The 25,093-nt window shown below is 70.7% G+C and carries 26 protein-coding genes and 8 pseudogenes; 8 read left to right on the top strand and 26 right to left on the bottom strand.

The window, feature by feature from the left end; translation table 11 throughout:
• Window positions 1-118 precede the first annotated feature (118 nt).
• The 3 genes and pseudogenes from GKE82_RS26695 to GKE82_RS31920 form a co-directional block, all read right to left on the bottom strand.
• Entirely contained in the window at window positions 119-418 is a 300-nt protein-coding gene (locus GKE82_RS26695; protein WP_154735897.1) for an SRPBCC family protein, read from the bottom strand.
• Between the two features lie 42 nt (window positions 419-460).
• On the bottom strand, window positions 461-1,636 hold the full coding sequence (locus GKE82_RS26690) for an acyl-CoA dehydrogenase family protein (protein ID WP_154735896.1): 1,176 nt from the start codon (window positions 1,634-1,636) through the stop codon (window positions 461-463).
• Window position 1,637: 1 nt separating this feature from the next.
• A pseudogene (locus GKE82_RS31920) lies at window positions 1,638-2,852 on the bottom strand (lipid-transfer protein).
• Window positions 2,853-2,877: 25 nt separating this feature from the next.
• Here GKE82_RS31920 and GKE82_RS26680 point away from each other — a divergent pair.
• The gene (locus GKE82_RS26680) at window positions 2,878-3,756 is read left to right on the top strand and encodes an SDR family oxidoreductase (protein WP_196189504.1); all 879 of its coding nucleotides are present in this window, start codon (window positions 2,878-2,880) and stop codon (window positions 3,754-3,756) included.
• Here the strand turns inward: GKE82_RS26680 and GKE82_RS30310 are convergent.
• The 3 genes and pseudogenes from GKE82_RS30310 to GKE82_RS31910 all read right to left on the bottom strand — a co-directional run bounded on the left by GKE82_RS30310 (window position 3,682) and on the right by GKE82_RS31910 (window position 4,960).
• Window positions 3,682-4,164 (bottom strand): CoA transferase, encoded by a 483-nt coding sequence (locus GKE82_RS30310; protein ID WP_196189507.1) that lies wholly within the window; start codon window positions 4,162-4,164, stop codon window positions 3,682-3,684. The genes GKE82_RS26680 and GKE82_RS30310 overlap by 75 nt on opposite strands.
• A pseudogene (locus GKE82_RS31915) lies at window positions 4,110-4,721 on the bottom strand (CoA transferase). The gene GKE82_RS30310 and the pseudogene GKE82_RS31915 overlap by 55 nt, the downstream one beginning before the upstream one ends.
• Entirely contained in the window at window positions 4,712-4,960 is a 249-nt protein-coding gene (locus tag GKE82_RS31910) for a CoA transferase (protein ID WP_154735891.1), read from the bottom strand. Before GKE82_RS31910 ends, GKE82_RS31915 begins: the two are co-directional and overlap by 10 nt.
• A gap of 62 nt (window positions 4,961-5,022) precedes the next feature.
• On the opposite strand from GKE82_RS31910, the pseudogene GKE82_RS31905 reads away from it, so the two are divergent.
• The 5 genes and pseudogenes from GKE82_RS31905 to GKE82_RS26635 all read left to right on the top strand — a co-directional run.
• Window positions 5,023-5,214 (top strand): annotated as a pseudogene (locus GKE82_RS31905) (TetR/AcrR family transcriptional regulator); the annotation flags it as partial.
• 107 nt (window positions 5,215-5,321) lie between these two features.
• On the top strand, window positions 5,322-5,651 hold the full coding sequence (locus GKE82_RS27595; protein WP_196189506.1) for a TetR family transcriptional regulator C-terminal domain-containing protein: 330 nt from the start codon (window positions 5,322-5,324) through the stop codon (window positions 5,649-5,651).
• Between the two features lie 172 nt (window positions 5,652-5,823).
• On the top strand, window positions 5,824-6,453 hold the full coding sequence (locus GKE82_RS26645) for a TetR/AcrR family transcriptional regulator (RefSeq protein WP_230317318.1): 630 nt from the start codon (window positions 5,824-5,826) through the stop codon (window positions 6,451-6,453).
• A 42-nt stretch (window positions 6,454-6,495) separates the two neighbouring features.
• Window positions 6,496-6,846 carry a hypothetical protein gene (locus GKE82_RS26640; protein WP_154735888.1) on the top strand — a complete coding sequence of 117 codons (351 nt, stop codon included), beginning with the start codon at window positions 6,496-6,498 and terminating at the stop codon, window positions 6,844-6,846.
• A gap of 400 nt (window positions 6,847-7,246) precedes the next feature.
• A pseudogene (locus GKE82_RS26635) lies at window positions 7,247-7,726 on the top strand (cytochrome P450); the annotation flags it as partial.
• Between the two features lie 228 nt (window positions 7,727-7,954).
• On the opposite strand, the gene GKE82_RS26630 reads toward GKE82_RS26635, so the two are convergent.
• The 9 genes and pseudogenes from GKE82_RS26630 to GKE82_RS31885 all read right to left on the bottom strand — a co-directional run bounded on the left by GKE82_RS26630 (window position 7,955) and on the right by GKE82_RS31885 (window position 15,147).
• Window positions 7,955-8,899, bottom strand: coding sequence for an SDR family NAD(P)-dependent oxidoreductase (locus GKE82_RS26630; protein WP_154735886.1), 945 nt, complete (start codon window positions 8,897-8,899; stop codon window positions 7,955-7,957).
• Window positions 8,896-9,120: a hypothetical protein gene (locus GKE82_RS29590; RefSeq protein WP_309233857.1), complete on the bottom strand. Its 225-nt coding sequence runs from the start codon at window positions 9,118-9,120 to the stop codon at window positions 8,896-8,898. Before GKE82_RS29590 ends, GKE82_RS26630 begins: the two co-directional genes overlap by 4 nt.
• Before the next feature lie 233 nt (window positions 9,121-9,353).
• A pseudogene (locus tag GKE82_RS31900) lies at window positions 9,354-10,418 on the bottom strand (AMP-binding protein); the annotation flags it as partial.
• A 115-nt stretch (window positions 10,419-10,533) separates the two neighbouring features.
• A complete protein-coding gene (locus GKE82_RS26620) occupies window positions 10,534-11,247 on the bottom strand; it encodes an alpha/beta fold hydrolase (protein WP_309233856.1) in 714 nt (237 codons plus the stop codon).
• A 113-nt stretch (window positions 11,248-11,360) separates the two neighbouring features.
• Window positions 11,361-12,251: pseudogene (locus GKE82_RS31895) on the bottom strand (SDR family oxidoreductase).
• Between the two features lie 35 nt (window positions 12,252-12,286).
• A pseudogene (locus tag GKE82_RS31890) lies at window positions 12,287-13,136 on the bottom strand (MaoC/PaaZ C-terminal domain-containing protein).
• Between the two features lie 18 nt (window positions 13,137-13,154).
• The gene (locus GKE82_RS26605; protein ID WP_154735885.1) at window positions 13,155-14,279 is read right to left on the bottom strand and encodes an acyl-CoA dehydrogenase family protein; all 1,125 of its coding nucleotides are present in this window, start codon (window positions 14,277-14,279) and stop codon (window positions 13,155-13,157) included.
• A gap of 45 nt (window positions 14,280-14,324) precedes the next feature.
• The gene (locus GKE82_RS29560) at window positions 14,325-14,780 is read right to left on the bottom strand and encodes an acyl-CoA dehydrogenase family protein (protein ID WP_230317310.1); all 456 of its coding nucleotides are present in this window, start codon (window positions 14,778-14,780) and stop codon (window positions 14,325-14,327) included.
• Between the two features lie 190 nt (window positions 14,781-14,970).
• A complete protein-coding gene (locus tag GKE82_RS31885) occupies window positions 14,971-15,147 on the bottom strand; it encodes an acyl-CoA dehydrogenase family protein (RefSeq protein ID WP_375337073.1) in 177 nt (58 codons plus the stop codon).
• Window positions 15,148-15,218: 71 nt separating this feature from the next.
• On the opposite strand from GKE82_RS31885, the gene GKE82_RS26595 reads away from it, so the two are divergent.
• Window positions 15,219-15,554: a hypothetical protein gene (locus GKE82_RS26595; RefSeq protein ID WP_154735884.1), complete on the top strand. Its 336-nt coding sequence runs from the start codon at window positions 15,219-15,221 to the stop codon at window positions 15,552-15,554.
• Window positions 15,555-15,593: 39 nt separating this feature from the next.
• A complete protein-coding gene (locus GKE82_RS26590; protein WP_154735883.1) occupies window positions 15,594-16,286 on the top strand; it encodes a TetR/AcrR family transcriptional regulator in 693 nt (230 codons plus the stop codon).
• On the opposite strand, the gene GKE82_RS26585 is transcribed toward GKE82_RS26590, so the two are convergent.
• From GKE82_RS26585 to GKE82_RS29555, 11 genes and pseudogenes are all read right to left on the bottom strand, one after another.
• Window positions 16,175-17,353: a hypothetical protein gene (locus tag GKE82_RS26585; RefSeq protein WP_154735882.1), complete on the bottom strand. Its 1,179-nt coding sequence runs from the start codon at window positions 17,351-17,353 to the stop codon at window positions 16,175-16,177. The genes GKE82_RS26590 and GKE82_RS26585 overlap by 112 nt on opposite strands.
• On the bottom strand, window positions 17,344-17,691 hold the full coding sequence (locus GKE82_RS26580) for an MlaD family protein (RefSeq protein ID WP_154735881.1): 348 nt from the start codon (window positions 17,689-17,691) through the stop codon (window positions 17,344-17,346). The genes GKE82_RS26585 and GKE82_RS26580 overlap by 10 nt, the downstream gene beginning before the upstream one ends.
• Window positions 17,688-18,665 carry an MCE family protein gene (locus GKE82_RS26575; RefSeq protein WP_154735880.1) on the bottom strand — a complete coding sequence of 326 codons (978 nt, stop codon included), beginning with the start codon at window positions 18,663-18,665 and terminating at the stop codon, window positions 17,688-17,690. Before GKE82_RS26575 ends, GKE82_RS26580 begins: the two co-directional genes overlap by 4 nt.
• On the bottom strand, window positions 18,586-18,978 hold the full coding sequence (locus GKE82_RS26570; RefSeq protein ID WP_154735879.1) for an MlaD family protein: 393 nt from the start codon (window positions 18,976-18,978) through the stop codon (window positions 18,586-18,588). Before GKE82_RS26570 ends, GKE82_RS26575 begins: the two co-directional genes overlap by 80 nt.
• The gene (locus GKE82_RS26565; protein WP_196189500.1) at window positions 18,975-20,429 is read right to left on the bottom strand and encodes an MlaD family protein; all 1,455 of its coding nucleotides are present in this window, start codon (window positions 20,427-20,429) and stop codon (window positions 18,975-18,977) included. Before GKE82_RS26565 ends, GKE82_RS26570 begins: the two co-directional genes overlap by 4 nt.
• A 512-nt stretch (window positions 20,430-20,941) precedes the next feature.
• Complete coding sequence (locus GKE82_RS26560) at window positions 20,942-21,670, bottom strand: hypothetical protein (RefSeq protein WP_154735877.1); 729 nt, start codon at window positions 21,668-21,670, stop codon at window positions 20,942-20,944.
• 204 nt (window positions 21,671-21,874) lie between these two features.
• Window positions 21,875-23,173, bottom strand: coding sequence for a hypothetical protein (locus tag GKE82_RS26555; RefSeq protein WP_154735876.1), 1,299 nt, complete (start codon window positions 23,171-23,173; stop codon window positions 21,875-21,877).
• A complete protein-coding gene (locus tag GKE82_RS26550) occupies window positions 23,164-23,412 on the bottom strand; it encodes a hypothetical protein (RefSeq protein WP_154735875.1) in 249 nt (82 codons plus the stop codon). Before GKE82_RS26550 ends, GKE82_RS26555 begins: the two co-directional genes overlap by 10 nt.
• Window positions 23,413-23,523: 111 nt before the next feature.
• Entirely contained in the window at window positions 23,524-23,772 is a 249-nt protein-coding gene (locus GKE82_RS26545; protein WP_154735874.1) for a hypothetical protein, read from the bottom strand.
• A 303-nt stretch (window positions 23,773-24,075) separates the two neighbouring features.
• Window positions 24,076-24,627, bottom strand: a complete 552-nt coding sequence (locus GKE82_RS26540; RefSeq protein WP_196189499.1) for an MlaD family protein — start codon at window positions 24,625-24,627, stop codon at window positions 24,076-24,078.
• A gap of 226 nt (window positions 24,628-24,853) precedes the next feature.
• Window positions 24,854-25,069 (bottom strand): annotated as a pseudogene (locus tag GKE82_RS29555) (ABC transporter permease); the annotation flags it as partial.
• Window positions 25,070-25,093 lie beyond the last annotated feature (24 nt).

Here is a 25,093-nt window from a genome sequence, read left to right as displayed (position 1 = left end):
AGCGTCGCCAGGGACTTTTCGATCTCCTGACCGGCCTTCTTGGTGACCATGGTGCCCATCGGACCCTGGATCCCGCCGCCCGAGAACTCCGCCTCGTAGGGAGACGACCGCCCCCCCGCTACTGGGCTCTACGGCGATCGTCGTCGCGAGGCGTGGCACCCATCGGCCCGGCGCCACGCATGACGAGCTTCGACGGTGACTGGAGCTCCTCGACCGTCCACTGCACGTCGGCCGGCATTCCCATGACCTTCAGCTTCTGGGTGAACTGGGCGCCCTGCTCGGTGGCGCCCTGCGGCGGGCCGTCGGGCCAGCCGTCGTGGAGCGTCAGCCACTCCTCGAAACGCGCGAAATCGGTTGCCAGTGCGAAGGCGTCCTGCGGCGTGCCCTCGACCTGGACAGACTTGGAAACAGACGGCATAGATTCTCCTGATCGGGTTGGGTTGGTTGAAGCTGGGGTGCGTCAGAGGCCCATCGAGCGTCCGATGAGTTCCTTCATGATCTCCGTGGTCCCGGCATAGATCCGGGTGATGCGGGCGTCGACCCACGCTTGGGAGATCTCGTACTCGCGCGTGTAGCCGTAGCCGCCGTGCAGCTGCAGGCAGCGGTCGGTGACGCGGCCGAGCAGTTCGGTCGTCCACCACTTCGCCATCGCCGCCTCCTCGATCGACACCTCTCCCTCGCAGTGGCGACGGATCAGGTCATCGACGAAGGTGCGGGTGATGGTGATCTCCGTCTTGAGCTCGGCCATCACGAAGCGCGAGTTCTGGAAGCTGCCGATCGGACGCCCGAACGCCTTGCGCTGCTTGACGTACTCCAGCGTGATGTCAAGGACGTGCTCGGCGCCCGCGATCGAGGCGACGGCGAGCGTCAAACGCTCGGGCACCAGCTTCTGCATAAGCTGCATAAAGCCGCTGCCCTCGGCGCCGAGCAGGTTCTCGACGGGCACCCGGACGTCGTCGAAGAACAACTCGGCGGTGTCTGACGCGTGCTGGCCGAGCTTGTCGATCTGCCGTCCGCGCTTGAAGCCGGGGGACTCGGCGTCGACGACAAGCAGCGACATGCCAGCGTGCGCGGCATCGGGATCGGTCTTGGCCACGACGATCACCTGGTCGCAGTTGATGCCGTTGGTGATGAACGTCTTCTGACCACTGAGCACGTAGACGTCGCCCTCGCGCCGAGCCCTCGTCTGCACCGCCGCGAGATCCGATCCCGTACCGGGCTCGGTCATCGCGATCGCCAGGATGCGCTCCCCCGAGGCGATTCCCGGCAGCCAGCGCTGCTTCTGCTCGGGCGTCGCGCCGCTGAGAATGTAGGGCAGGCAGACGTCGGTGTGCAGCATCGGTCCCGCGAAGGCGGCCCCCACCCCAGCGCGCGCGGCCTCTTCGATCAGCACGACGTTGAAGCGGAAGTCCGCAACGCCGGGTCCGCCGTGCTCCTCGGGGACGGCCATCGCCAGGAAGCCGTGCGCGGCCGCCTTGGTGAATAGCTCGCGCGGGACGATGCCGGCCTGGTCCCACTCGTCGAAGCGGGGCGTGACCTCCTTGGCCAGGAACTTCGCGAAGCTCTCGCGGTAGTCCTCGTGCTCGGGTTCGAAGATCGCCCGCTTGGCGGCGGGCGGGAGCGTCGTTGTGGCCATGTCAGGCTGCCTGCTTGTAGACGCTGACGACCGCGGCGCCGCCGAGGCCGAGGTTGTGCTGCAAGGCGACCTTGGCGCCGTTGACCTGCCGCTTGTCGGCGGTGCCGCGCAGCTGCCAGGTCAGCTCGGCGCACTGCGCCAGGCCGGTCGCGCCGAGCGGGTGGCCCTTGGAGATCAGCCCGCCGGACGGGTTGACAACTGGGCCGTCGCCGCCATACGTCGTCGCCTGCGCATCCACGAGCTTGTGGCCCTCACCGACCGCGGCAAGCCCGAGCGCCTCGTAGGTGATCAGCTCGTTGGCGCTGAAGCAGTCGTGCAGCTCGATGACGTCAACTTCCTCGATATCGGTGTTCGCCTGCGCGAGTGCCTTCTCCGCGGCCACCCGGGACATGTCAAAGCCGCAGACCATGATCGAGGAGTCGCCCTGGAACGTGGACTCGAGGTCGGTCACGACGGCCTGCCCGGCGAGCTCGACGGCTCGGTCCCAGAGATCGTGCTCGTCGACGAAGTGCTCGGAGGCGACGATCGCGCAAGCGGCGCCATCAGAAGTCGGGGAGCACTGCAGCTTGGTGAGCGGGCTGAAGATCTCCTTGGCGTCCCTTGATCTCCTGCAGCGAGTACTCCTGCTGGAACTGGGCGTAGGGGGTTATTGACGGAGTGCTTGTGGTTCTTCCAGCCGATCCACGCGTAGTGCTCAGGCGTGGAGCCGTAGCGCTCCATGTGCTCGCGCCCGGCGTTGCCGAACATCTGCGGCCCCGGGGGTGCCGACGCCCAGTCGCCGCGCCCGGCGATCATCGCGCCCAGGTGCTTGTCCATGGCCGGCGTGCGGTCCATGTACTTCGCGCCGAGCGACCCCTTCTCCATCTTCTCAAAGCCGAGCGCCAGGGCACAGGGCACGACACCGCTCATGACGGCCTGCCGAGCGAGGAACAACGCGCTGGACCCGCTCGAGCAATTGTTGTGAACGTTGATCACCGGAATGCCGGTCAGCCCCAACTGGTACAGGCACCGCTGCCCGTAGGTCGAGTCGCCGTAGCAGTACGCCGCGTAGGCCTGCTCGATCTCGTCGTAGCGGATTCCGGCGTCGGCGAGCGCCTTCTCACCGGCTTCCCTTGGCCCAGTCGGGGTAGTCGCCGTCCTTGGTGCCGGGCTTGTCGAACTTCGACATGCCGACGCCGATGATGAAGGTGCGATTGCTCATGGCCCTATTATACATACCGGACGCCCGCTATGTTTCATGGATGACCAAATCATCACCTCAGACATCGACGGGCCGGGTCGCCGTCGTCACCGGCGGGGCGCGCGGCATCGGCGCTGCGGTCGCGCGCGAGCTTGCCGCCCGCGGCATGCGCGTGGCGATCGGCGATGTGGACCTCGCCGAGGCCACCGGCACCGCTACGGCGATCGGCGGACACGCCGGCCACCTCGACGTCTCCGACCCAACCTCCTGGACCGCGTTCCTGACCGAGGTCGAGTCGACGCTCGGCCCCCCCGACGTGCTCGTCAACAACGCCGGCCTGATGCCCATCGGTCCGTTCATCAAGGAGACCAACGCGATCACCGACCTGCAACTCGACGTCAACATCCGCGGCGTCCTGCTCGGCTGCCGCGCGGTGCTGCCGGGGATGCTCGAGCGCCGGCGCGGGCACCTGGTCAACATCGCCTCCCAGGCGGGCAAGATCGGCGCCGCCGGAGGCGTGACCTACTGCGCCACGAAGTGGGCCGTCGTGGGCCTCTCGCACGCGCTCGACGACGAGCTGCGCGACACGCCGATCTCGGTCACCGCCGTGCTGCCCGGCATCGTGCGCACCGAGCTCTCGGCGGGGCTGCCCGAGACCCGCCTGGCACCGCGCGTGGACCCAGCCGATATCGCTCGTGCGATCGCGGAGGCGCTGGACCATCCCAAGCGCGAGGTCTGGGTCCCCCGCTCCGGGCGGGTCACGATGACGATGACGCGCATCATGCCGACCCGGCTTCGTGCGAACCTCATGCGCCTGCTGCGGCTGGACGACCCGCTGCTGCACGCCGACCACGGGGCGCGCAGGCTACGAAGCCCGCGCGGCGTCAGCGGTCGACGATGGCGCCGTGGGTTCCCAGTCCGCGGCCTTGGCCGCCCCTGAGGAGATCAGCTCCTCGACCTCTTCCACGGTGTAGACGCTCCCGAGAATCGCGCGGGTGTCGGCCCCGAGCCCCGGCGCTGGGAGGCGGCGGGGCTCGGCCGGCGTGCGCGAGAGCCGTACCGGGCAGCTCAGCGCACGGACCGGCCCATCCACACCGGGCTGCTCGAGCTCGACGACCATGCCGCGCTCTCGTGCGAGCTCGGACGCAAGTGCCTCATCGACCTCGAGCACCGGCTCAAGGCAGCAGTCGACCTCGCTGGCGAACCTCGACCATTCCGCGCGGGTGCGCGCGGCGAACACCATCTCAAGCTGCCGATGCGCGGGACTGCCGGGCGGCGCGAACTGCTCCACGATCAGCTCCTCCCGTCCGACGCCCTCGCAGAACGCCGCCCAGAACTTCGGCTCCACCGCCCCGATGGCGACCCACCCATCCGCGCAGCGATACGGCCCGGTAGCACACCGCGGCCCCGCCAGGCAGGGAACTCGCCGCGGCGCTGCGAGTCTCCATCGCACAGCGACTGGCCGGCCGCAAGCGCCATCCACGACAGCGCACCGTCGAACATCGAGATGTCGACGACCTGACCGAGGCCAGAACCCGCGGCTCCGGGGATGCCGTCGCGTTCGCGCAGCGCCGCGAGGATGCCGGCGACGGCCATCAGGGCGCCCCCGCCGAGATCGGCGATCTGGGCCCCGCGGACACGGGAGGACCGTCAGCGTCGCCGCTCAGGGCCAACACGCCCGAAAGCGCGAGATAGTTGATGTCGTGGCCCGACCGCGCGACGTTCGGGCCGTCGAGGCCGTAGCCCGTGATCGCGCAGTACACCAGCCTTGGATGAGCCTGCATCAACACCTCAGGCCCCACGCCCAAGCGCCCCATGACCCCGGGCCGGGGACTCGAGCAGCACGTCGTGCTTGCCGGCCAGGCGCAGCAAGGCATCACGACCCCCGTCGGTCTTCAGATCCAACTGGACCGAGCGCTTGTTGCGGTTGAGCGCCAGGAAGAGCGCCGAACGCGTACTGGGCTCCTCGCCGGCGTAGTAGGGCGGCGCCAGCCTGCATAGTCACCGGCACCAGTGTCCTCGACCTTCACCACGTCAGCGCCGAGATCGGCGAGAAGCTGGGAGCAGAACCCGCCGGGCAACAGCCGGGAGAGGTCAAGGACACGGACGCCTTCAAGCGGCAGGGCAGACACAGCAACTCCCATCTTTGGTAACAAATCAGTCGCTTGGTTTGTAGCAGACCGTCGCCGGCCCTCACCATGTCGGGATGGCGTCCGCCCCGACCAGCAGAGTGCGACGAACGCAGCCGGAGCGGCGGGCGGAAACCCGCGCGAAGTTGCTCGACGCCACGATCCGCAGCCTCCTGGACGTCGGGTACGCCCGCACCACGACGCGGCGGGTGACGGCGCTCGCCGGCGTCTCGCAAGGCGCTCAGACCCATCACTTCTCCTCGCGCACCGAACTCGTGTGCGCAGCGGTCGAACGGCTATTCACCGAGCGCATCGACGCGCCCTGCGCCGTCGGGCGTCGCGACTTCCCGACGACCCAGACGCGCGAGCCAAGGCCGTGCTCGAGCTTGTCTGGAACGACTTCTCTAGCGACCTTTTCGGAATCGTCGTCAAGATCTGGGTGGCCGCCGCCGACGATCCCGAGCTGTACAACCGGCTCGTCCCGATGGAGGCGAAGATGGCGCAGGAGATCACCCGGACGGTCGCGCATCTCGTCGACCACGACGAAACCCAGGCACAACCAGCGCGGGCGCATCTGACGGTCGTGCTGGCCGCGGTACGTGGCCTCGCCCTGTCAATCGCCTACGAGCCCACCGCCAACCCTCCCCGCGATCCATGGCCAAGCGTGCGACCCGTTCTCGAACGTCTCCTGATCGCGCAAGGCTGACGCACGCTCGCCCGACGCGGGGGCTCCGGACGGCGGCACATGGACTGAGGGCTCGGGACGCAGGATCACCTCGCGGCCCTGGAGGCGCGGGAATCTCGTTCTCCCAGCGATGAGATGCTCACCTTTCCCACCTTGACACATCCCATACGTATGTTATGTTTTCGGGGTGCTTATGACCCGTGATCCAGCCCACCCCCGGACCCAGGCCGAGCGTCGCGCCGCCACCCAGAGCGTGTTGCTCGACGCGACGATCGACTGCCTGGTCCAGGACGGCTACTCCGGAACGTCAACGCGGCGGATCGCGGAGCGTGCCGGCGTCACGGTCGGTGCGATGCAGCACCACTACGACTCGAAGACCGCGCTCGTCACAGCCGCCCTCGAGCACCTCGCAGGCATGATCGCAGCCGAAGTGGTCATCGTCGGCCTACCGGACGGGCGGACCGACCTCGAGCGCGGCAAAGAGCTCCTCGAGCGCGTCTGGCAGGTACACCGAGGCCCACTGTTCGCGGCCGGCATCGAGCTCTGGGTGGCCGCGCGCACCGATCCGGACCTGCGCGCGAGCCTGCGCGCGACCCGCGGCGGGATCGGTGGCGTGATCGAAGACGGAACGGCCGTGCTGTTCCCCGCCCTCGCGGACGATCCCACCTTCCATGCCGCCGTCGTAACGGGGCTCGCGACGCTACGCGGCCTGGCACTGCAAGGCTTCGTTCCCGGCCTTGACCCCGACGAAGCGTGGCCCGAGACCCGCGCGCAGCTGCTCGAGTTGCTCGGTCCGTTCTTCTCCGACGACACCCACGAATAGGGAGATCCTGTGTCGCTACGTGCACATCCTGCCGGCACGGTGATGCGGGCGGGACTCCTCGCCCGCAGGCCCGCCCCGCGCAGCGTCGACGACCGCCCGACCGTCGAGCTGGACCCTCTCGATAGCAACGTCATCGCCAACCCGCACGCTGTCTATCGCAAGTTGCACGCCAGCGGCGGCTACGCCTACTGCCCGAGCCGCAATCTCTGGTTGCTCGCTCGCTACGACGACGTCAGGACGGCCGCCCGCGCCCATGACGTCCTGTCCTCCGCAGACGGGATCTCCCGCGTGGCCCTCCGCATCCCGATGATGATCACCATGGACCGGCCCGACCACGCCCGCCTCAGGCGCATCATCGCTCCCCAGTTCACCGGCGCGGCCGGTGAGCTGTAGCGGCCCCGCATCGAGCAGATGGCCGACGAGGCCATCGACCGGATGCTTGCCCGCCCCGGCAGCGACGCGGTCGAAAATCTCACGATCCCACTTCCGATCACCGCGATCGGCAACGTCCTCGGCGTCCCGACGGCCGACGTCCCACGGCTCAAGCGGTGGTCCGACGGCATGGTCGAGGGCTTCCACGCCGACGGACGCATCGCGAGCACCGTTCGCATCGGACCCCGCGTGACGGTGAGCCTGCTGCAACTGCATGCCTACATGCAGAAGTCCTTCAAGCGTCTGCGCGCCGAACCCGGCGACGACGCGCTGAGCGCACTGCTCGCATCGCGTGAGGGAGATGCCCTCTCCGACGAGGAGCTCTTCTGGTTTGCGCTGATGCTCCTCCCTCGCAGGCAACGAGACGACCACCAACCTGCTCGGGTCGATGCTGCTCGCCTTTGCCGAAGACCCAGACGCATACGCTCAGCTGCGACGCGAGCCCACGCTGATTCCGGCAGCCGTCGAGGAGTCTTTGCGCTGGGGTTCACCCATCCAGGTGCTGTTCCGAACGGCGCTGGCCCCGTTCGAGATCGGGGGCTACACGATCCCCGAACATGCGCGCGTCCTACTCATGTTCGGTGCCGCCAACCGCGACCCGGACCACTACGACGACCCCGATCGCTTCGTCCTTGACCGCAACCCGGCCGATCACCTCGCCTTCGGAACCGGGATTCACACCTGCCTCGGCGCCTATCTCGCACGCCTGGAGGCGCGAGTCGTGCTCGAGCGCTTCGTCGAGCGCGTCGCCGCCATCGAGCCCGCCGGCCCGGTCACCTGGACCGCGAACCCCTCGGTGCGGGGGCCCGCCCGCCTACCCCTGACGCTGGTGCCCGCCTGACCTCGGGCCGCGGCGGCTGCCGGTGCGTGCATGACGGCGCACCGGCAGCCGGCGCCCGTCCGCGCCACGGTAAGCGCGAGCCGCGGACAATGCGTGACCTCGACGCGTCAAGAGGCCGCGCGACGTGCACGGGCGGCTCGGCCCTCCCTGCCCGGAGACTTGGCTCAGGCGCTCCGTGTGGCCCGATCGGCCGTGTGAGTGTTATCCGTCTCAGAGACGCGGCCGGTCTCATCGACCGCGCCGACCGGCCCAGGTGATCCGCTGCGGCCCATCGCCTTCCCCCATCGCTCGCTCGAGCCGGCGTGGCGCGATCAGGTCGACCGTGTGAAGGGCGATGCCATAAGGGTGGCTGACCCGCACAGGCCGGCGGATGATGCCGTCGATGACCATCTCCGCCGCTCGCGGGGGCGAGAGGGCGGGGAATTCCCGGAACGCGTGCGTCGGGGTGATCATGTCGGTGCGGACGAGCGGCATGTGGACGGTCGTCCAGTGCACACCGTCGCGACCGGTCTCTGCCGCGGCCGAGCGGGCGAAGGCGTCCAACGCCCCTTTGGAGCCGAGATACCCGGCGAAGCGAGGCTCCGGACCGAACTGGGTTCCGAGTGTCGAGACGTTGACCACATGCCCGTCGCCTCGGCGGCGCATCTCGGCCACGAGGGGCAACGTCAGATGGAGCGCGGCGAAGTAGTTCAGGCGCATCACGCGTTCGAAGTCATGCAGCCGGTCGGTCTGGCGCCAGACCGCTCGCCGGATGGAGTGACCGGCGTTGTTGACGAGCACGTCGACGCTTCCGTGCTGGGCGAGCACCCGCGCGGCCAGGGCGTCAACTGCGTCGAGGTCCATGAGATCGCACGGCAGCACATGGACGGTGGCGGTGCCGCGCAGCTCGTCGGCCAGTTCTTCCAGCCTGTCTCTGCGCCGCGCGACGAGCAGCAGTTCGGCGCCGACGGCACCAAGTCGGCAGGCGACTTCGCGTCCGATGCCCGCGGAAGCGCCGGTGACGAGGACGGTCCGGCCCGCGACGGCCCGACGTAGCTGGCTCTCGGTGCTTTCGCCCCTCGCCGCCCGCGCGAGCCGGCGTATTTGGCGGCCCGGATCAGCCTCAAGGCCCCAGCGCCAGAGACTCTCGTTCCCTGTCGGCTTACCGATCCACCGGTCCCGTGCAGTGCTCATCGCTCGGCGAGCTCCTTCTTGAGGATCTTTCCCGAAGGGTTGCGCGGGAGCTCGTCCAGGAAGACGACGTCGCGCGGAGCCTTGAAGCGGGCCAGGTTGTCCTTGACGTACTCACGGATATCCTCGTCCGAGGCTTCGGCACCTGGGGCGAGGACGACGAACGCGCAGAGCCGCTGGCCGAAGGCATCGTCAGGAACGCCGACTGCGGCCGCGTCATCGATGTCGGGGTGGCGGACGAGCAGCTCTTCGACCTCCCGGGGAAGACGTTCTCGCCGCCGGAGACAATCATCTCGTCGTCACGGCCGTCGATGAATAGCCTGCCGGCGCTGTCGAAATGCCCGACGTCCCCGGAGGACATCAACCCGTCGATGACCTCCTTCGTTTCACCACCGGTGTACCCGTCGAAGGCGGTGAAGCCGCCGACGAAGATCCGTCCGACCTCGCCCGGCGCAACCTCGTGGCCGACGTCGTCGAGGAGCCGGACTGTGGTGCCCAGGACCGTCCGGCCAACGCAGCCCGGGGCTTGCCGCATGTCCTGCGGCGTGGCGATCGTCGCAACGCTCACCTCGGTCGAGCCGTACAGGTTGTAGACCACGTCCCCGAGCAGGTCCGCGGCCCGGCCGGACAGCTCGCCCGATAGCTGCGAGCCTGCGCAGAAGACCACGCGCAATGCCGACAGATCACGCGCGCTGATCTCGTCCGGGCCGAGGGCCAAGAGGCGCTGCAGCATGGTGGGAACCATGATGGCGCTCGCCGCGCCATAGCGCTCGAAGTCCTCCAGCGTCTGCTCGGGATCAAAGCGCCGGCGCAGGACCACAGTGTTCCCCAGGCCGAGCAACAGCACCGTCAGGGCGAAGCCGGTGGCATGGAACATCGGCGCGCAGTTCAGGGCCACCTCACGTGAGCGGAACGGGATTCGATCCAGCAGCATGCCGGGCACGAGCAGCCCGCGGGGCTCCACGCGCCGCGCGCCCTTTGGCGTCCCGGTCGTGCCGCTGGTGAGCATGACAATGCCGCCGCGGCGCGCGGGCTTGCCGACCTTGGGCGCGGTCTCGGCGGCGATCAAGCCGTCGATCGTCTCGGGTCCCTCGCCCCACGCGAGGATGCGGGGGCAGGCACCTCGGCGACAAGCTCCAGTAGATCTTCGTCCACGATCAGCAGCTCGATGCCCTCGCGCGCGGCGACGTCGCGGGCCTGCGGAGGCGCGAAAGAGGTGTTGAGGAACACGACTCGCGCGCCCGCGCGTGCCCCCCAGGATGGCGTCCAATGCGTAGCGATGGTTGCGGCAGAGGATCCCGAGGGTCGCACCATCGCAAATCCCTCGTCGCCGTAGTACCGAGGCCACGCGGGTCGCCCTGCGGTCCAGTTCCGTGAACGTCAGGCTCCCGCGGTCGTCGATCACGGCGAGGCGATCTCCGTGTTTGACTGCGGCAGTTGTCGCCGCCGCGCTGAGCGGGCCGTGCCGCTGCAGCGCGCGCAGGATCGGAACGAACCCGATGGGCGAGCCCCCGCTGAGCATGCCGGCCCGCCGGACGGCGGCCAGCGACCGTGCTTCGGCGATGACGCGTTCGGTGGTCCTCACCGGACGCTCGCGATCGACGCGGTCCGACGGCACTTCTCGTCGAAGGCCAGGATCAGCCGTGCGACCTCGTCGGGCACCTCTGCCTGGGCCATGTGGCCGACGCCGGGCAGCGCCACCAGGCTGCTGCCGGGTACCGCGTCGAGCAGCATCGCCGCCCCGGAGATGGGGACGAGGATGTCGCGTTCCCCCCCCAGATCATCTGGACGGGGACGGTGATGCTCTCCAGGGCCGCGTACCCGACCCCCAACTCGGCCAGCAGGATCCGCGCGCGCTTGATGATGCTGCGCAGGTCGCCTGCGCGCGGATGGTGGCTGGCGTAACGGCGCAGCACATCGGGGTCGGCACGGCTGGGATCGCCGTAGGCCAACCGGCGCATCGCGACGCTCAGCGCCTGCCGGATGATCGCCTCCGGCAGCGGGATCGGCAAGGTGAGGATGTGGTGGATGATCGGCTCACGCGAGACCAGGTCGACCCATGGTGCGTAGCCGAGGCCTGCAGGGGAGATCGGCACGATGCCGGCCAGCGGCAATGACGCATCGTGCGCAGCGCGCAGCACCGCGACGCCACCGAGCGAGTTCCCGACCGCGACGACGGGCGCGTCCGACGCCGAAGCCCGCAGGAGCTCGGCTACGAACTCGTCGAGCCGCTTCAGGTAGGGCCCCGGCGCGACGCGGTCGGCCCGCCCGAACCCGGGCAGGTCGACCGCGACGGCCGGAAAGGTCGCCGCGGAGCGCTCGCAGCAGCGGGCGCCAGGTGTCGGCGCTATCCGAAAAGCCGTGCAGCAGAACCAGCGGCGGACCGTCGCCGACGGTGCGCAGCACGCGCGTCGAGATCCCGGCGAAGCGGGCTCGCTCCTCGATGATGCCCCCGCCGGTCACGTCAGACGGTCGCCGGGGCGCCGAGGCCGGCCGCGACCGCGTCGATCGTCCAGGGCTCGGTGCTGGTGAACCCGTCCTGCATCTTCCATGGACTGACCTCGGCGATCTGCCCGCCCTGGACGGCGAACAGCTTGCCGTTGATCGGGCACTCGGCGGAGGCAAGGTGCGCGACGAGGGGGGAGATGTTCTCCGGGGCCAGCGGGTCAAACGCGTCGGGATCCTGCGGCTTGGCGAACATCATGCCGACGGGGCCGGGGACGTTCTCGGTCAGCCGCGTGCGGGCGATCGGGGGCGATCGCGTTGACGCGCACCCCGAGGCGAGGTAGCTCGGCCGCGGCGACCAGCGTCAGCGCCGCGATCGCCGCCTTAGCCGAGCCGTAGTTCGCCTGGCCCGGGTTGGGCAGGAAGACGCCCGAGCCCGACGCGGTGTTGATCACCGCGGCGTTCACCTTCTCGCCCGCCTTGGTGCGGGCGCGCCAGTGGTCCGTGGCGTGCCTGAGCGTGCAGAAGTGCCCTTGAGGTGGACCTTGACCACGAGGTCCCACTCCTCTTCGGAGAGCTTGTGGATGAAGTTGTCGCGCAGGATGCCGGCGTTGTTGACGAGGACGTCGAGGCGACCATAGGTGCTCACGGCCTGGTCGATGAGGTGCTTCGCGCCGTCCCAGCTGGCGACGTCGTCGTAGTTGGCGACGGCCTCGCCGCCGGCGGCGATGATCTCGTCGACCACGCGCTGCGCCGGGCTGGCGTCGGCGCCGGTCCCGTCGGGGTTGCCGCCGAGGTCGTTGACGATGACCTTCGCGCCCTCACTCGCGAAGAGCAGCGCGTGCTGGCGGCCGATGCCGTTTCCGGCGCCGGTGATGGTGCAGACGCGGTCGTGCAGGGTGGTGCCCATGGTTCCGGTCGTTCTCCGTTCGCGGTGGTGGTCGTTCAGGCGATCTCGGCCAGGCCGTCCTTGATGACGGCCTGCCCGGAGTCGTTGGTGCTCTCGTACACGTAGAGCCCGTCAGGCCGCTGCCAGATCGAGGTGGTGATCTGCTCGCCCGGCAGGCAGGGCTTGGAGAAGCGGACGGCCAGGCGCTTCAGGCGCGTGGGGTCCTCGGGGCACGCGGACTGGATGATCGCCCGCGAGGTGAAGGCCATCGTGCAGAGGCCGTGGATGATGATGCCCGGCAGGCCCATCGCCTTGGCGAGCTCCGCATCGGTGTGGATCGGCATCGGGTCACCGGCGGCGGGCCCGTAGCGGAACGTCTGGTCCTCGTCGAACTGCTGTGCGACGACGGCGAGCGGATCCTGGCTGCGCAGTTCCTCGGGGAAGCTGTGCTCCGGGGCTGCTCACCGGCCCTCACCTCGGTCTGCGCGCCGCGGAAGAACGAGGTCATGTACTGGTCGACGATCGGCGCGCCGTCCTGGTCGACCGTCTTGGCGAGCACGCAGACGGTGACGCCGGAGGACCTCGGCGTGATCCCGATGACCTGCGCGGTCGTGGTGAGCGTCTGGCCAGGGAGGATCGGCGCATGGAAGCGGAAGTCCTGCTCGCCGTGGACGACCCGCATCAGCAGCTCCGGGGGAACCGGCTTGACCGACGTCGCGGCGAGCGTCTCGAACGCCGCGACGACCGCGAACACCGGCGGCGCGTACTGCCCGAGGCGTGCTGAGGGATGTCGTCGTTGGTCGCCTCGGCGTAGGCGATGATGCGATCGCGCTCGACCGCGAAGGTGACCGCCTCGTTCTCGACGCCGATCAGCGACGGATCGAAGCCGTTGGTGGTGGTGGACATGCTCGGTGCTCCTCGGGGTCAGGCCGCGATCGCGGCGGCGCGCTCACGGGCGCTGTTGATGATGTCGTCGGCGACGCGATCCAGCGCGGCGCTCTCGCCGCCGAGCAGGACGCGGGACAGCTGTGCGCGGCGCCAGAACAGCGGGGCGTCGTGCTCCCACGTCGCGCCGACACCTCCATGAACGGCGATGTTCGTCCGCGTCGCGTAGCTCGATGCCTGCTCGGCGGCATACCGGGCGCTCGCGCAGGCCAACGGCAGCTGCTCGGGCGCGGCGCTCTCGGCCAGGCCGATGCCGACGCACAGGCTGCGGGCACGCTCGGTGAGCCGCAGGATCTCCACGAGCTGCTGCTTGATCGCCTGGTAGGAGCCGATCGGCCGCCCGAACGCGTGGCGGTCCTTGGCGTACGCCACCCCCATCTCCAGCGCGGCCTCGGAGACCCCGAGCGCGTCCGTGCTGAGCAGCGCCTGCGCATCGTGCCACGTCTGCTCCACCGCGACCGGACCGGCCCCGAGGATCTGCGTCGCAGGGGCGTCATCAAGCCGGAGCGTGGCAAGCGGCCGCGAGGCGTCGTAGGAGTCGATCACCTCGACCAACACCCCCGTCCCGGCTGCCTCGACCAGACCGACGACGAGCTCACCATCCTCGGTGACAGCGGGGACGATGATCACATCCGCGCCGGCGAGGTCGAGGGTTGCTCCGGCCACCCCGGAGAGCAGCAGGTCCCCGTCGAGGCTGCGTGCGCGCGGCAGCGGCACGTGCCGCTGGTCGCCGCCCGGGCCCTCGATCGTCCATGTCTGGGGCGTGCCCGAAGGACGGGGGAACAGCACCGCCGCGCGCTGTTCACCAGCGCAGAGCCCCAGGAGCAGCTGCGCCGCGGTCTCGTCGGCCGCTGCGGCCGCGGCATCCAGCAGCGTCGTCGCCGCCAGGTGCCCGATCAGCCCGTGGCCGGTCAGCCGCCGGCCGCACTCCTCCAGCAGGATCATGGCGTCGTAGAGCCCCAGTCCCGCGCCGCCGCGGTCCTCGCTCACGCGCAGGCCGGTCCAGCCGGCCTCGCGCGCGGTCGACCAGAGGTCGGGGAGCGTCCCGCCGTCCAGCGCCGCCCGTGCCGCGGCAACGGTGTGCAGCCGGGTCAGGGCGGTCACAGCAGCGTCCCTTGAGCTGCTTCTGCTCGTCGGTCAGCTCGAGGTTCATGCCGCCACCTCCTGCCGACCCGAGCGGGAGAGCTCGCTGTAGGGCATCGTCTTGTCTCCGCGGGGCTCAGCGGGCAGGCCGAGGACGCGTTCGCCGATGGTGTTGCGCAGGATCTCCTCAGTGCCGCCGGCTGAACGCATGCCGGGCATCTCGGCCGCGAGCTCGCCGAGCTCGCCGTTGAGCGCGCTGGGACCGAGCAGCTCCGCACCGAGCTCGGCCCCCTTGCGACCGGCTTCGATGATGGCGATCTTCCCCAGGCCCGCCTCGGGGCCGGGGATGCGGCCCTCCTGCAGTGCACTGATCGCACGGTATGCGGTCAGCCGTAGGCGCCTGCATCTCGACGGCCAGCTCGGCGGCGCGCCGGCGTACGGACGGCTCTTGGGCGAGCGGATGATCGACGTAGGGCCGCAGCAGCACGGCGGGGTCTGGAGCCATCTGCTCGAAGATGGCAAGGATTGCCATACGCTCGTACATGAGGGTCGTCATCGCGACGCCCCAGCCCCCGTCGACGGGACCGACTACGGCGTCATCGTCGACCTGCACACATCATCGAAGAAGACCTCGTTGAACGGTGAGGACCCGAGATCAGGCGCAGCGGCACGACCTTCACCCCCGCTGCCTTCATCGGGACGATGAACATCGTCAACCGCGGTGCTTGGGCGCGTCGGGGTTCGTGCGGGCCAGCATCAGGCCGTAGTCGGCGTGCTGGGCCATCGTCGTCCACACCTTCTGCCCGGAGATGCGCCAGCCGCCCTCGTTGCGGACCGCACGGGTGGCGACCCCAGCGAGGTCAGAGCCGGCGCCGGGCTCGGAGAACAGCTGACACCAGCCCTCCTCCCTCCAGCAGCATGAGCGACAGGTAGCGGACTTCTGCCTCGACGGTTCCGTAGGTGAACCACGCCGAGGTTGCCGATCGTGATGTGGTCGGCGATCGACGCATCGCCGGCGCGGGCCATCTCCGCACCGGCGATCATGTTCCAGCGGGCTCAGCCCACCGCCGCCGAACTCTGCCGGCCAAGGACACCGACCAGGCCACGTCGACGAGCTTGCTCATCCACCCGCCGGTACGGCACGGGATCGGCGATATGCAGGCCGGTGATCGGCGGCGGCGACTCGTGCGCGTGCTCGCCGAGCCAGGCGCGGACGCGGGCCCGAACTCCGCCTGCTCTGGAGTGTCGTTGAGGTCCATGCCCGCCACCGTACATACTTTTCAGTCGCTTGACTAGTCTTGTCGATGACCACGTCGGTCAGTAGGCTTTGCGCGGATGGTCAACCCGCCCCGAACCCCGGCCCAGAAGCTCGCTCGCCGAGTCGCCAAGACCTCACAGCGCGCTGTCGGCATCCCGGCGCCACGTCGGACCCAGGCCGAGCGCCGGGCCACGACGCGGACCGCGCTGCTCGACGCCGCGCTCGCGTCGCTCGGTGAGGACGGCTACGCGAGCATCACGACGCGGCGCATCGCCGAGCGGGCCGGCGTCTCGCAAGGCACCCAGCAGCACTACTTCGCCACGAAAGCCGAGTTCGTCGTGGAAGCGATGCGCTACGCCGTCCAGCAGATCGCGACCGACGCGATGCAGCGGATCGACGTCCGCGCCATCCACGATCCCGAGCAGCACGAGAGGCTGCTCGATGAGCTCTGGCGTGTGCACCAGAGCTTGGCCTTTCGGGCGGCGCTCGAGCTGTGGATCGCCGCGCGGACCGATGCTGAGCTGCTGCGCAACATGCGCGGCCTGGAGCAGGAGGTCGGCGCGCTGATCTCCGACGCGGTCGGCGCGCTGCTCCCGGATGACCAGCAGCTCGCCATCACGCTCCAGCTGCTGGAGGTCGCGCTGTCGGCAATCCGTGGCTATGCGATGCTCGCCCCCGTGGTCTCGCAGGTGGTGCTGGACAAGCGATGGGCGGTCGCACGCGGGCACATCGCAGCGTTGTTGCGTGCCCACCTCGACGCGACCACCTGACCGCCTCTACGGCGCGTCTCGCAGCGGCGCCGGCAGCAGCGCCGTGCGCCCGCGCAGCGTCCACGGACCCTGTTCCCGGCATCGCGGTGCACCGCTGCCGAGGATCGGCACGATCTGCGCGTCGGCGGCGGTCGAGCACCCAGGCTCTCAAGGCCACCATGGAACATCTTCGTGTACGCGCCGGGGGCGGGATAGGGGTTCGAGCGGCTGCTTCCGAGCTTCTGCTTGTAACCCACCAGCGACTCGTTGAACAACGCGAAGAGCGGCCGTAGGTAGTGCCGGCCGCCCACGCTTCCCTGCGCCAGGGCCGCCGTCGTGGCCAGCGCACTGACCAGGTCGTCCTTGTACGCGTCGACGGTCTGCAGGACGGGAACCAGGTCACGGCCGGCGTCGCGAAGCGTGCCCAGTAGCGGGCCGGCGGCATCCGTGAGGCGCGTCAGCGCGGGGAGCCCGGCGCGTGCCGCGGACGCCAGCGGCGGGATCTGTTGCGTGACGCGGGCCACGACCGGCGCCAGCTGCGCTCCCTGCGCCAGCGCCGGCTGGACGAGCGGCGCGACCGGCCGCAGTGCGCGCAGCGTCGGCGCGGCGTCCCCGGCGGCCAGCTGCGCCTGGGCCAGCGTCGCGCGGGCCTCGCGCAGGACTCCTGGCAGAGCGCGTACGGTCGCGGTCAGCTCGCGGCCCTGTGAGGCGGTGGCCTGCAGCGCCGTCTCCCCGGCTCGGACGAGGCGGCCGAGCGCCGCCGGCCGCGCGCCGACCGCGCGCAGCGTCGTGGCGCTGTCGTGCACGAGCGCGCGGAGCTCGGAGTCCCGCGCCGCGAGTGTCGTGGCCAGACGGCGCAGCGCCTCACTAGTCGGTGCCAGCGATCCCACGGTGCTGTTGAGGTCGGTGCCGCGTCCCTGCAGGGACGCGGAGAACCCGATGAGCAGCTCGCGGAAGGCCGCCCGCGTCGGCCGGTCGAAGGTGCCCAATACTCGGTCGATGCCCTGTGGCTCCACGACCTGCCCCGGCGCCAGCTGCCCGCCGTCGCGCAGCTTGGCGGCGAATCGTGAGCCTGGCGTCAGCGCCACGAACGTCTCCCCAGCAGCGTCTTGGTGCGCAGGATCGCGTGGGCGTCGGTCGCCAGCGGCGCGAACCGCGGCTCGAGCTCGAGCTCGGCGTCGGTGCGCCGGCCGTCCGGCCGGACCGTGCGGACCTTGCCGACGCGGACACCGGCGATCCGCACGTCGGCGTTGGAGAACAGCTGGGTGCCGCCCGATCCGAACTGCACGTGCACGCGGTAGCCCTTGGCCTGCAGCGGTGTGCTGCCACCGAAGGACTTCCACACGAAGAGCGTGGCGGCGAAGACCGAGAGGGTGAACACGAGGATGGTCAGGATCGCCCCGACGGACGGCATGCGCGTGGTCATGGCCTTGCCTTCGGGCAGGTGGGGACGACCCCGCCGAGGACGGCCTGCACTCCCAGGCCCACCAGCAGCGGCGATCCGGTCAGAGAGTCGCAGTCGATCAGCGCGATGGCCCGGATGAACGCGCCGTGCGCGTCACCGCCGGAGACGACCGAGTTCAGGTTGTGCGCGCTCCACGCCACCCAGTACAGAAATCCCTCGTCGTCGCCTCGGGGATTGAAGGCGAGCTCGTCGACGGTGTAGGTGAGCACGCGGAAGGCGCTGGTCAGGGACGGGGTGACCCGGCTGAGGTCGGGCGTCAGGGCGTGCAGGTCGCGGGCCAGCGGCTGCAGCTCGCGAACCGCGGGCCGCAGCTGCGTGCGGACGATCGGCCCGGCCTCGCGCGCCAGCGGCGCGGCGGCGTCCAGGGCGCCCGGTAGACGCTCGATCGCCGGGCGCAGCGCCCGCAGCGACGCCGAGGCCTCATCCCCGAAGGACGGTATCTGCGCAAGCGTCCCGCTCACCGTGCGCAACGTCCCCGGAAGCTGCTGCAGGGCGCGATCCAGCGACCGCTGCTGCCCGGCCACGGCCTCCACCGTCGCCGCGGCGCCCTGGACGACGCGTCCCAGATCGGCATCGCGGGGCCCGACGGTGCGGCTGATCGCCGCCAGGTTCGTAACCAGGCGCCGGACCTCCCGATTGCGCCGCGCGAGGGTCCGCGCGACGCCGCGCAGCTGCGCGGCCGTCGGCCCGACCGCGCGCAGCAGCGCCCGCAGGTCGTTCCCGCGGCCAGCGGTCGCGCGGCCGCTCTCCCCGAGCAGGACGGCACGGAAGCTGCGCGTGTCGCCGTCCAGGGCCGAGAGCAGCTCGTCGGCGTCGATCGGCGGCGCGGTCCGGGCGATCGGGATCGTCGCACCCTCACGCAGGCGTCCGGCCGCGGCGTGGCCCGGCACGATGTCGATCCGCAGGTCCTTCAGCGCCGATGTCGGGATCAGCATCGCGTGCGCGTCGCGAAACACGTGCGGCAGCAGGTCCGGGTCGATCTCGAGATCGGCGACCGCCCGCCCGTCCCTTCAGCCGCACGTCGCGAATCGTGCCCACCCGCACCCCGGCGACATTGACCGGTTGGCCAAGACCAGGTTCCAGGCCGGCCGTCGTCGCGAACTCGGCGTGAATGACGTACCGGTTCTCCCACGGGAACGTGAGATTCTGCTGGGAGAGGATGTAGCCGATCGACAGCGCGGCGCCCGCGCACAGCACGGCGATCACGATGATCCAGCGGACGTTGTCTCGGAGCTGGCGACGGATCATCGCGTCGGCTGCGGCCGAGGTGAGAGGCCGTCGAGAATGCCCCGGAGCGCGTCGGGCTTCAGGGGCGGGCGGGCCGCATTGGGTCGCGTCGGTTGCGCGAAGGTCCCGGTGCGCGCGTCGAGATCGGGCATGGGCTGCCGGCGACATTCGGCGTATGGTCTGAGCGGGGGCTCACGACCCGGGCCCAGCGGGATGGGGCGCGAGGCGATCTGAGAGTCCGTCACGCGTCCGATGAGCGGCCCGCTCCCCGGCGCGACGGCGGTGACGATCGACTCCTCCCCGCCGCTGGCTTCCACGCGCGCCGCGCGCCCGTTGCCGTCGATGGTCTGCAGCGCGCCGCTCGTCCCGATCAGGCTGTGAAGCAGCTCAAGCCAGGCCGGTTGCCCGGTCGACAGCGGGCCATCCTTCACTGCGCTGAAGAGGACCGGGAGCACCCGGTCCCGAATGCAGTCGCTCACCGGCGTGACCAGCGACAGCAGCGGTTGGAGGCGACGCGTGAGCGTCGGCAGCCAACGGACGGCCGGGCCCGCCGAGGCGAGCAGCCGCGGCAACTCGTGGGGCGCAAGGAGGGCGGCGGCCTGCTCCAACGCAGCATTACCATCTTGCAGGATCGGGGGAAGCCGCCGCAGCGACGGCCGCAGCGTCCGTGTGAAGCGTCGCAGATCGGGCAAAACCGCATCGACGGCGCGTAGTGCGGGCGGTGCGACCGTCAGCACGTGGTCCAGATTCCGGACCGTCACGGCCAGGTCCTCCGCGTGGCCCGCGAGCACGTCGGTCGTCGTGCGCAGGTCACCGACGAGGCCGGCAAGCTGACGGTTGCGGGATGCCAGCGCGGTGGCGAGCCGGGAGGCACCCTGCACGAGCTCGGTCGTGTCGTGCGTGCCGCTGCCACGCGCGGCGCCCGCCACGATCGCCCCGTCACGCGTGATATCTCCGACGGGGCGCGCGGCACGGCCGAACGCCGTCGCCCCACCGCGGCCAAGGCCGGTGGCGAGCTCGTGCAGCGTCCCGACCAGCGAGGCTCGAAGGTCACCGGTGAAGGTGCTGAGCACCTGGGAGATCTGCACGGGTCCGGCGGTGTGTCCGAGGGGAATCCGGCCTCCGTCGCCGAGCACCGGTGCGCTCGGGGATCCCGGGCTCAGGTCGACGTAGAAGGAGCCCTCGAGGAAGAGCCGGGGCCGGATACGCAGGCTTGCGTCGGTATGGAGCGGGCGGCCGCGGTCGGCGATCTTCATCACGAGGGTGGCCGCGTCCCCGGGTCCGGAGCGCATCTCGACCACCTGACCGACGTCGACGCCGGCGATCCGCACGGGCGACCCCTTCTTCAACTCGTTGGTCGACGCGACGGTGGCCTGGATGCGGAAGCTCGGCGTGAACGGCAGCCGTCCGGCGAACACGAGGTAGACGAGCGCGGCGAGGACCACAAGCCCGGCGAGCCCGACGAGTCGCATCCGGCGTGGGGTCGATGCGCGCATCATCGGCCGCCTTCCGAGGGGCCGGCGAGCAGGCCGGCCCGCGCGGCGCGTTCGCGGACGCCTGGTGCTGGCGCCGTCTCCTCGCGCCCGTCCTGCACACCGGGCACGTTGCCCAGCAGCTGACCGGGCCCGAACGGCTCGTTGCCCCCTCGCACTCGGTCGCGTTCTCGCGCGGATACGGGTTGTAGTGCAGGTTTGCGGCGGGCCGATCGCTCTGCAGGATCTCATCCGTCCCGCCGAGGATCACCACGAACCTGGCCCAGTTGCCGTTCTCGTCGCCCTCGTCGATGACGGAGCCGGTGTTGCGGAAGAACAGGCCGACCACGTTGCAGTGGCGCTGCGCGGGAGCGACGACGTCCAGGGCGGAGCCGACGGCGTTCACTGCGGCGGTCAGCTTGCGCACCGCACTGGCTGAGGCCGGGGCGGCAGCGACACGTGCGACGGTGTCCAGGGCGCGCTGGAGCGGCCGGCGCAGTTCCGGCACCCGCCTAAGGCCCGGAGTCGCGTCCCTCGAGCCCGGCGGCGATGACCGCCGAGTCCTGGGGCAGCTCACGGGCTGCGGGTCGCAGGTCGCGGGCGATCGCCGCCGCGTCGTCGAGGACCGGACCAAGGCGCCCCAGTGCGGGAACGGCGACGGCCTCGGTGCGCGCGAGCTCGGTGATCGATGCGCCCAGCTGCGAACCGGCGGCATCGATGGCCGCCACGGTCTTCGCGGCCCCGTCGAGGAGCCCGCCGATGGCAGTCCTCTGGCCGGCGAGGGCGTCGGTGACGCGCGCAAACGCCGCGACGAAACCGCCCAGGTCGGCGGCGGGCGAGGTGATCGCCCGCAGCACCCGCTGCAGCGGCGGAAAGGCGCGCTGGAGTTCGTCGATGCTGTCGTTCAGGGCCGAGCCACGTCCGGCGAGCGCGTTCCCGAGCGACGTGACCGAGTCCTGCAGCGCGCGGGTGGACGTGGGGTCGAAGATGTCGAAGGTGTCGCTCAGCTCGACGACAGGGACGGCCTGGCGCAGCGGCAGGATCGCGTCCGGCGCCAGCCGGCGCGTGCTGCGTCCGGGGATCAGCTCGACATACTTGGCTCCGAGCAGCGAGCGGGGACGGATCGCGATGCGGGTGTCGGCGGGGAGCCCGCGCTGGGCCGGATCCAGCGTCATGCGGATCCGGGCGAACGGCGGCTTTCCGGGCTTGCGGATCGCCGTGACCTCCTGGACGAGACCCACGCGCGCCGCCGATGCGGACCTCGCTGCTGCCGGCCACCAGGCGTGCTGCGTCGGGCACGTCGGCGCGCAGCCCGACGGTGGGCACGAACGGCAGTCCGCGGTTGGCGTTGTAGGACAACACGACGGCGATCAGGACCACGAGGATCGCGATCGCCCCGACGAGCGTCGTGTTCAACGGGTCCGGACGGGTGGTGCCGCGGCGGCTCATCCCAGGAGGTAGTCCAAGAGCGAGGACAGGCCGGAGGCGGCCTTGGGAGGCGGGGCCCCTCCACCGAGCTTGTCGAGGAGCGCGTCGAGCGCGTCGACGCCCGTCTGCGGGAGCGCCGGAAGCACCGGCGCCGGCTTGGGCGTCGACGGGGCCGGGGCGGCAGGCGGCGGCGTCGCCGGGGCGCCGGGGACCGGCGGCCGTGGCTGCAGTTGCGGCGGGTGGGCGGGCGGACGCGACTCGGCCGGCTTCGGAGGAGCGGATGCCGCGCGACGAGTCGGGTTCGGTCGCGTGTAGTTGGCGTTGCACCCCGCCGTCGGCCTGACGGCCAAGAGCGTGCAATCGTTGACCATGACCCGCAGAGCGATGGCGTGCGAGAACTTGTCGTAGCGGGCGTTCGCGACCGCCGCCCGGTAGAAGCCGAGCAGCACGTTCTCGATGACGCCGCGGTCGCGCAGGTCCCGCAGCGTGGAGTCCAACGCCGTTCCGACCGGTAGGGCGCGGGCGGCGAACCTGCGCAGCAGGCGCACGGTCGGACCGGCCCGGCGCGCCGCTCGGCCCGCGGTCACGCTCATAGCGCCGACGTCGCGCAGGGCCGGGGTGGCGGCGCGCGAGAGCGGGGCCACCGCGGTGATCAGGCGTCGCAGCCCCGGTGCGGCGGCGTGCAGGTCGCCAAGCAGCGGCGTGGCCTGCTGGACCACCGCTCCCAGGCGTCGTGCGCTTCCGCGGGTCGCTTTCAGCATGGGCGGCAGGCGGCGGACGACGCTGGCGAGCTCGGCACGGTGCTGGGCGGTCTGACTCGTGACGCGGCCGGTGCGGCGGACCAGGTAGGCCACGGTGCCGCGGCGGCGGGCGAGCTCGGCGACGACCTGATCGCTGGTGACCAGTGCCGTGCTGATCTGGCTGCGCTGACGCTCGAGGATCTCGCCAAGATGCTGCACGTCGTTGAGGGTGGGGTTCGCCCGTCGTAGCACGTCGTTGAGCTGCTCGCCGCGACCGGCGACCCCGATCCCGATCTCGTCGATCAGGACTGACAGCCGCTGGCGTACCGGGACGGTGGCGAGGTTGAACAGGTCCGGGAAGCTGACCGGTGCGGAGGTTCGCGTGACCGGCACCGTCGGGGCGGCGCCACCGGACGGCTGCAGGGCGGAGCCGGTGCGTCCCGGGTCGCACTGGACGAAGTTCTCGCCGATGAGGCCCTCCGGCTGGATCGTGCATCGCGCATCGGTGCGAAACGGCGCGAAGGCCCGGTCCACTCGCAGCTGGATCCGGCCTTGAAGTCGGGGGGTCAGCCGCACGGCGACGATCTCCCCGAGCGCGCCCCCGCCACCTTGACCAGCTGCCCGGCGAGCAGGCCCTTGGCCGAGTCGAAGATCACATCCACGCGATAGCCCTGCCCTGTGCCGCCCCCGCAGCCGGAGAGCGCCGCGACCACGCGGCGGCGGCCACCAGGGCGAAGGCGCGGCTGCGACGGTGGCTCATCGCCCGTCCGCGGGGTTGCAGAAGGCGGGGTCGACCGGTACGCGATCTGATCCATCGAGTAATGGTCCGGCGAGGCTGCCTGGGCAGCGTGCGGTGGCACCGATGTAGGCGTCGTTCAGCGGCGGGAGCTTGAGGTTCGGCAGCAGGCTGAGCAGGCCCGCCTTGCTCACCCCGGGATGTCGAGGTTGGCGACGACACGGGCGTAGTGGCCGTTGGCGTCGTAATAGCCGGCGGCGGGACCGATACCGGTCGCGAGACCGCGCAGAACATCCAGGATGTAGGCCCGTAGGCCGCGGAAGATCGGGGCGGCACTGCGGACGGCCGAGGTCGTCGAGCGCAGCGCGGGCACCCCGGTGCCGGCCAGTGCGGGCGCGAGCGCGAGCGTCTGCCGCAGCGGCGGCAGCAGCTGCTCCACGTCGCCGAGCACGGGAGCGGCGGCGCGTGCGGTGGGGACGATCCGGCGCAGCAGCGTCGCCAGCGGCCCAGCGGCCGGCCGGGCCTCCCCGCAGCGCCGGGCGCACGGCGCTCAGCGTCTGGCGCACACCTCGCAGCGTGCCGCGCGCACGCCCGAGGACGTCTGGCGCACGGCGCAAAGCGGAGCGCAGCGCGTCGTGCTCGCCGGCCACGGCAGCAAGGGTTCTCGCCGCCCCGTCGATGCCCGGGGTGATGTCGGCGTCGCGCGATGCCAGCGCGGCGGCCACCTGCGATGCGGCGTCCGTCAGGCGGCCGACGGCCGCGTCGTCCGCGGTGACGTCCTCCAGCAGCGCGCGGGTCTGGCCGACTGCTGGCTGAGGTAGCGCAGCAGCCGGTTGGTGGCCCGGGCGTTTCCGCGCACGCCGTGTGCGCTGGCGACGATGATCGCCCGGAGGTCTCGGCGAGCAGGCGGTCCGAAGGCGTCGAGCAGTTGGTCAAGGTCCACGATGCCGGTTGTGGCATCGGTCTGCAGCACGCCGCCGTCGGCGATCGCAGGGGCCTGCCTGGAGCCGGGCTGGACCTCGATGTAGCGGTTGGCGACGCCCGCCAGACCGACGGTGCGAATGGTCAGGCGGGTGCCGCGGTGCAGCGGGCGGTAGCGCTCGGAGGTGATGCGCAGCACCACCTCGGCGCGCCCGTCGTCGGTGACGCGAATGTCCTTCACCTTGCCCACGCGCTGCCCGGCCACTTCGACGAGGTTGCCCTTCACGAGCTGCCCGGCGTCCAGGAACCGGGCGCGCACCTCGTAGCTCCCGTCGCCGCCACCGATCACCAATACGAGCGTGACGACGGCCACCAGGATCGCGAGCGGCGCGAGAGACGCGCGGCAGCTCAGCCGCCGATCGGTGCACGTGCGTGCCCTCCCCAGAACAGCTGTGTGCTGAGCATCCCGATGACGTGGATCCCGAGGATGTTGACGACCATCGACTTTGCGGTGGCGGTGCCGACGCCGACCGGACCTCCCCGGCGAAGTACCCGTAGTACAGGCCGACGAAGATCACGCAGGTGGCCATCGCCATGGCCTTGATCACCGAGTAGAGAACGTCGACGGGGTTCTGGAACTGCCAGAAGATCTGCAGGTAGCCGCCGGGGCTGACCTCGCCAACCTGCTGGACGACGGCCAGGTAGGCGCCACCGAAGCCGACGGCGATCGACCCGCAGTAGACGAACGGCAGGACGAGCCACATGCCCAGCAGGCGGGTCGCGCACAGGAACAGAACCGAGTCGACGCCGATCACCTCCAGCGCGTCGATCTCCGAGAT

Origin of the sequence: Conexibacter sp. W3-3-2 (genome assembly GCF_009707605.1) — a bacterium.
In the GTDB taxonomy this organism is placed as follows: Bacteria; Actinomycetota; Thermoleophilia; order Solirubrobacterales; family Solirubrobacteraceae; genus Paraconexibacter; species Paraconexibacter algicola.
This window is presented reverse-complemented; position numbering and strand designations above follow the sequence as displayed.

Excerpts from the sequence above, each read along its gene's own strand:
- GKE82_RS26690 (WP_154735896.1), bottom strand. The coding sequence starts at position 1,636 with ATGGCCACAACGACGCTCCCGCCCGCCGCCAAGCGGGCGATCTTCGAA.
- GKE82_RS31910 (WP_154735891.1), bottom strand. The coding sequence starts at position 4,960 with ATGGGAGTTGCTGTGTCTGCCCTGCCGCTTGAAGGCGTCCGTGTCCTT.
- GKE82_RS26695 (WP_154735897.1), bottom strand. The coding sequence starts at position 418 with ATGCCGTCTGTTTCCAAGTCTGTCCAGGTCGAGGGCACGCCGCAGGAC.
- GKE82_RS26630 (WP_154735886.1), bottom strand. The coding sequence starts at position 8,899 with ATGAGCACTGCACGGGACCGGTGGATCGGTAAGCCGACAGGGAACGAG.
- GKE82_RS26680 (WP_196189504.1), top strand. The coding sequence starts at position 2,878 with ATGACCAAATCATCACCTCAGACATCGACGGGCCGGGTCGCCGTCGTC.
- GKE82_RS26570 (WP_154735879.1), bottom strand. The coding sequence starts at position 18,978 with ATGATCCGTCGCCAGCTCCGAGACAACGTCCGCTGGATCATCGTGATC.
- GKE82_RS26590 (WP_154735883.1), top strand. The coding sequence starts at position 15,594 with ATGGTCAACCCGCCCCGAACCCCGGCCCAGAAGCTCGCTCGCCGAGTC.
- GKE82_RS26580 (WP_154735881.1), bottom strand. The coding sequence starts at position 17,691 with ATGACCACGCGCATGCCGTCCGTCGGGGCGATCCTGACCATCCTCGTG.
- GKE82_RS26640 (WP_154735888.1), top strand. The coding sequence starts at position 6,496 with ATGCGGGCGGGACTCCTCGCCCGCAGGCCCGCCCCGCGCAGCGTCGAC.
- GKE82_RS26565 (WP_196189500.1), bottom strand. The coding sequence starts at position 20,429 with ATGCGACTCGTCGGGCTCGCCGGGCTTGTGGTCCTCGCCGCGCTCGTC.
- GKE82_RS26575 (WP_154735880.1), bottom strand. The coding sequence starts at position 18,665 with ATGCTGATCCCGACATCGGCGCTGAAGGACCTGCGGATCGACATCGTG.
- GKE82_RS26645 (WP_230317318.1), top strand. The coding sequence starts at position 5,824 with ATGACCCGTGATCCAGCCCACCCCCGGACCCAGGCCGAGCGTCGCGCC.
- GKE82_RS26550 (WP_154735875.1), bottom strand. The coding sequence starts at position 23,412 with ATGGATCAGATCGCGTACCGGTCGACCCCGCCTTCTGCAACCCCGCGG.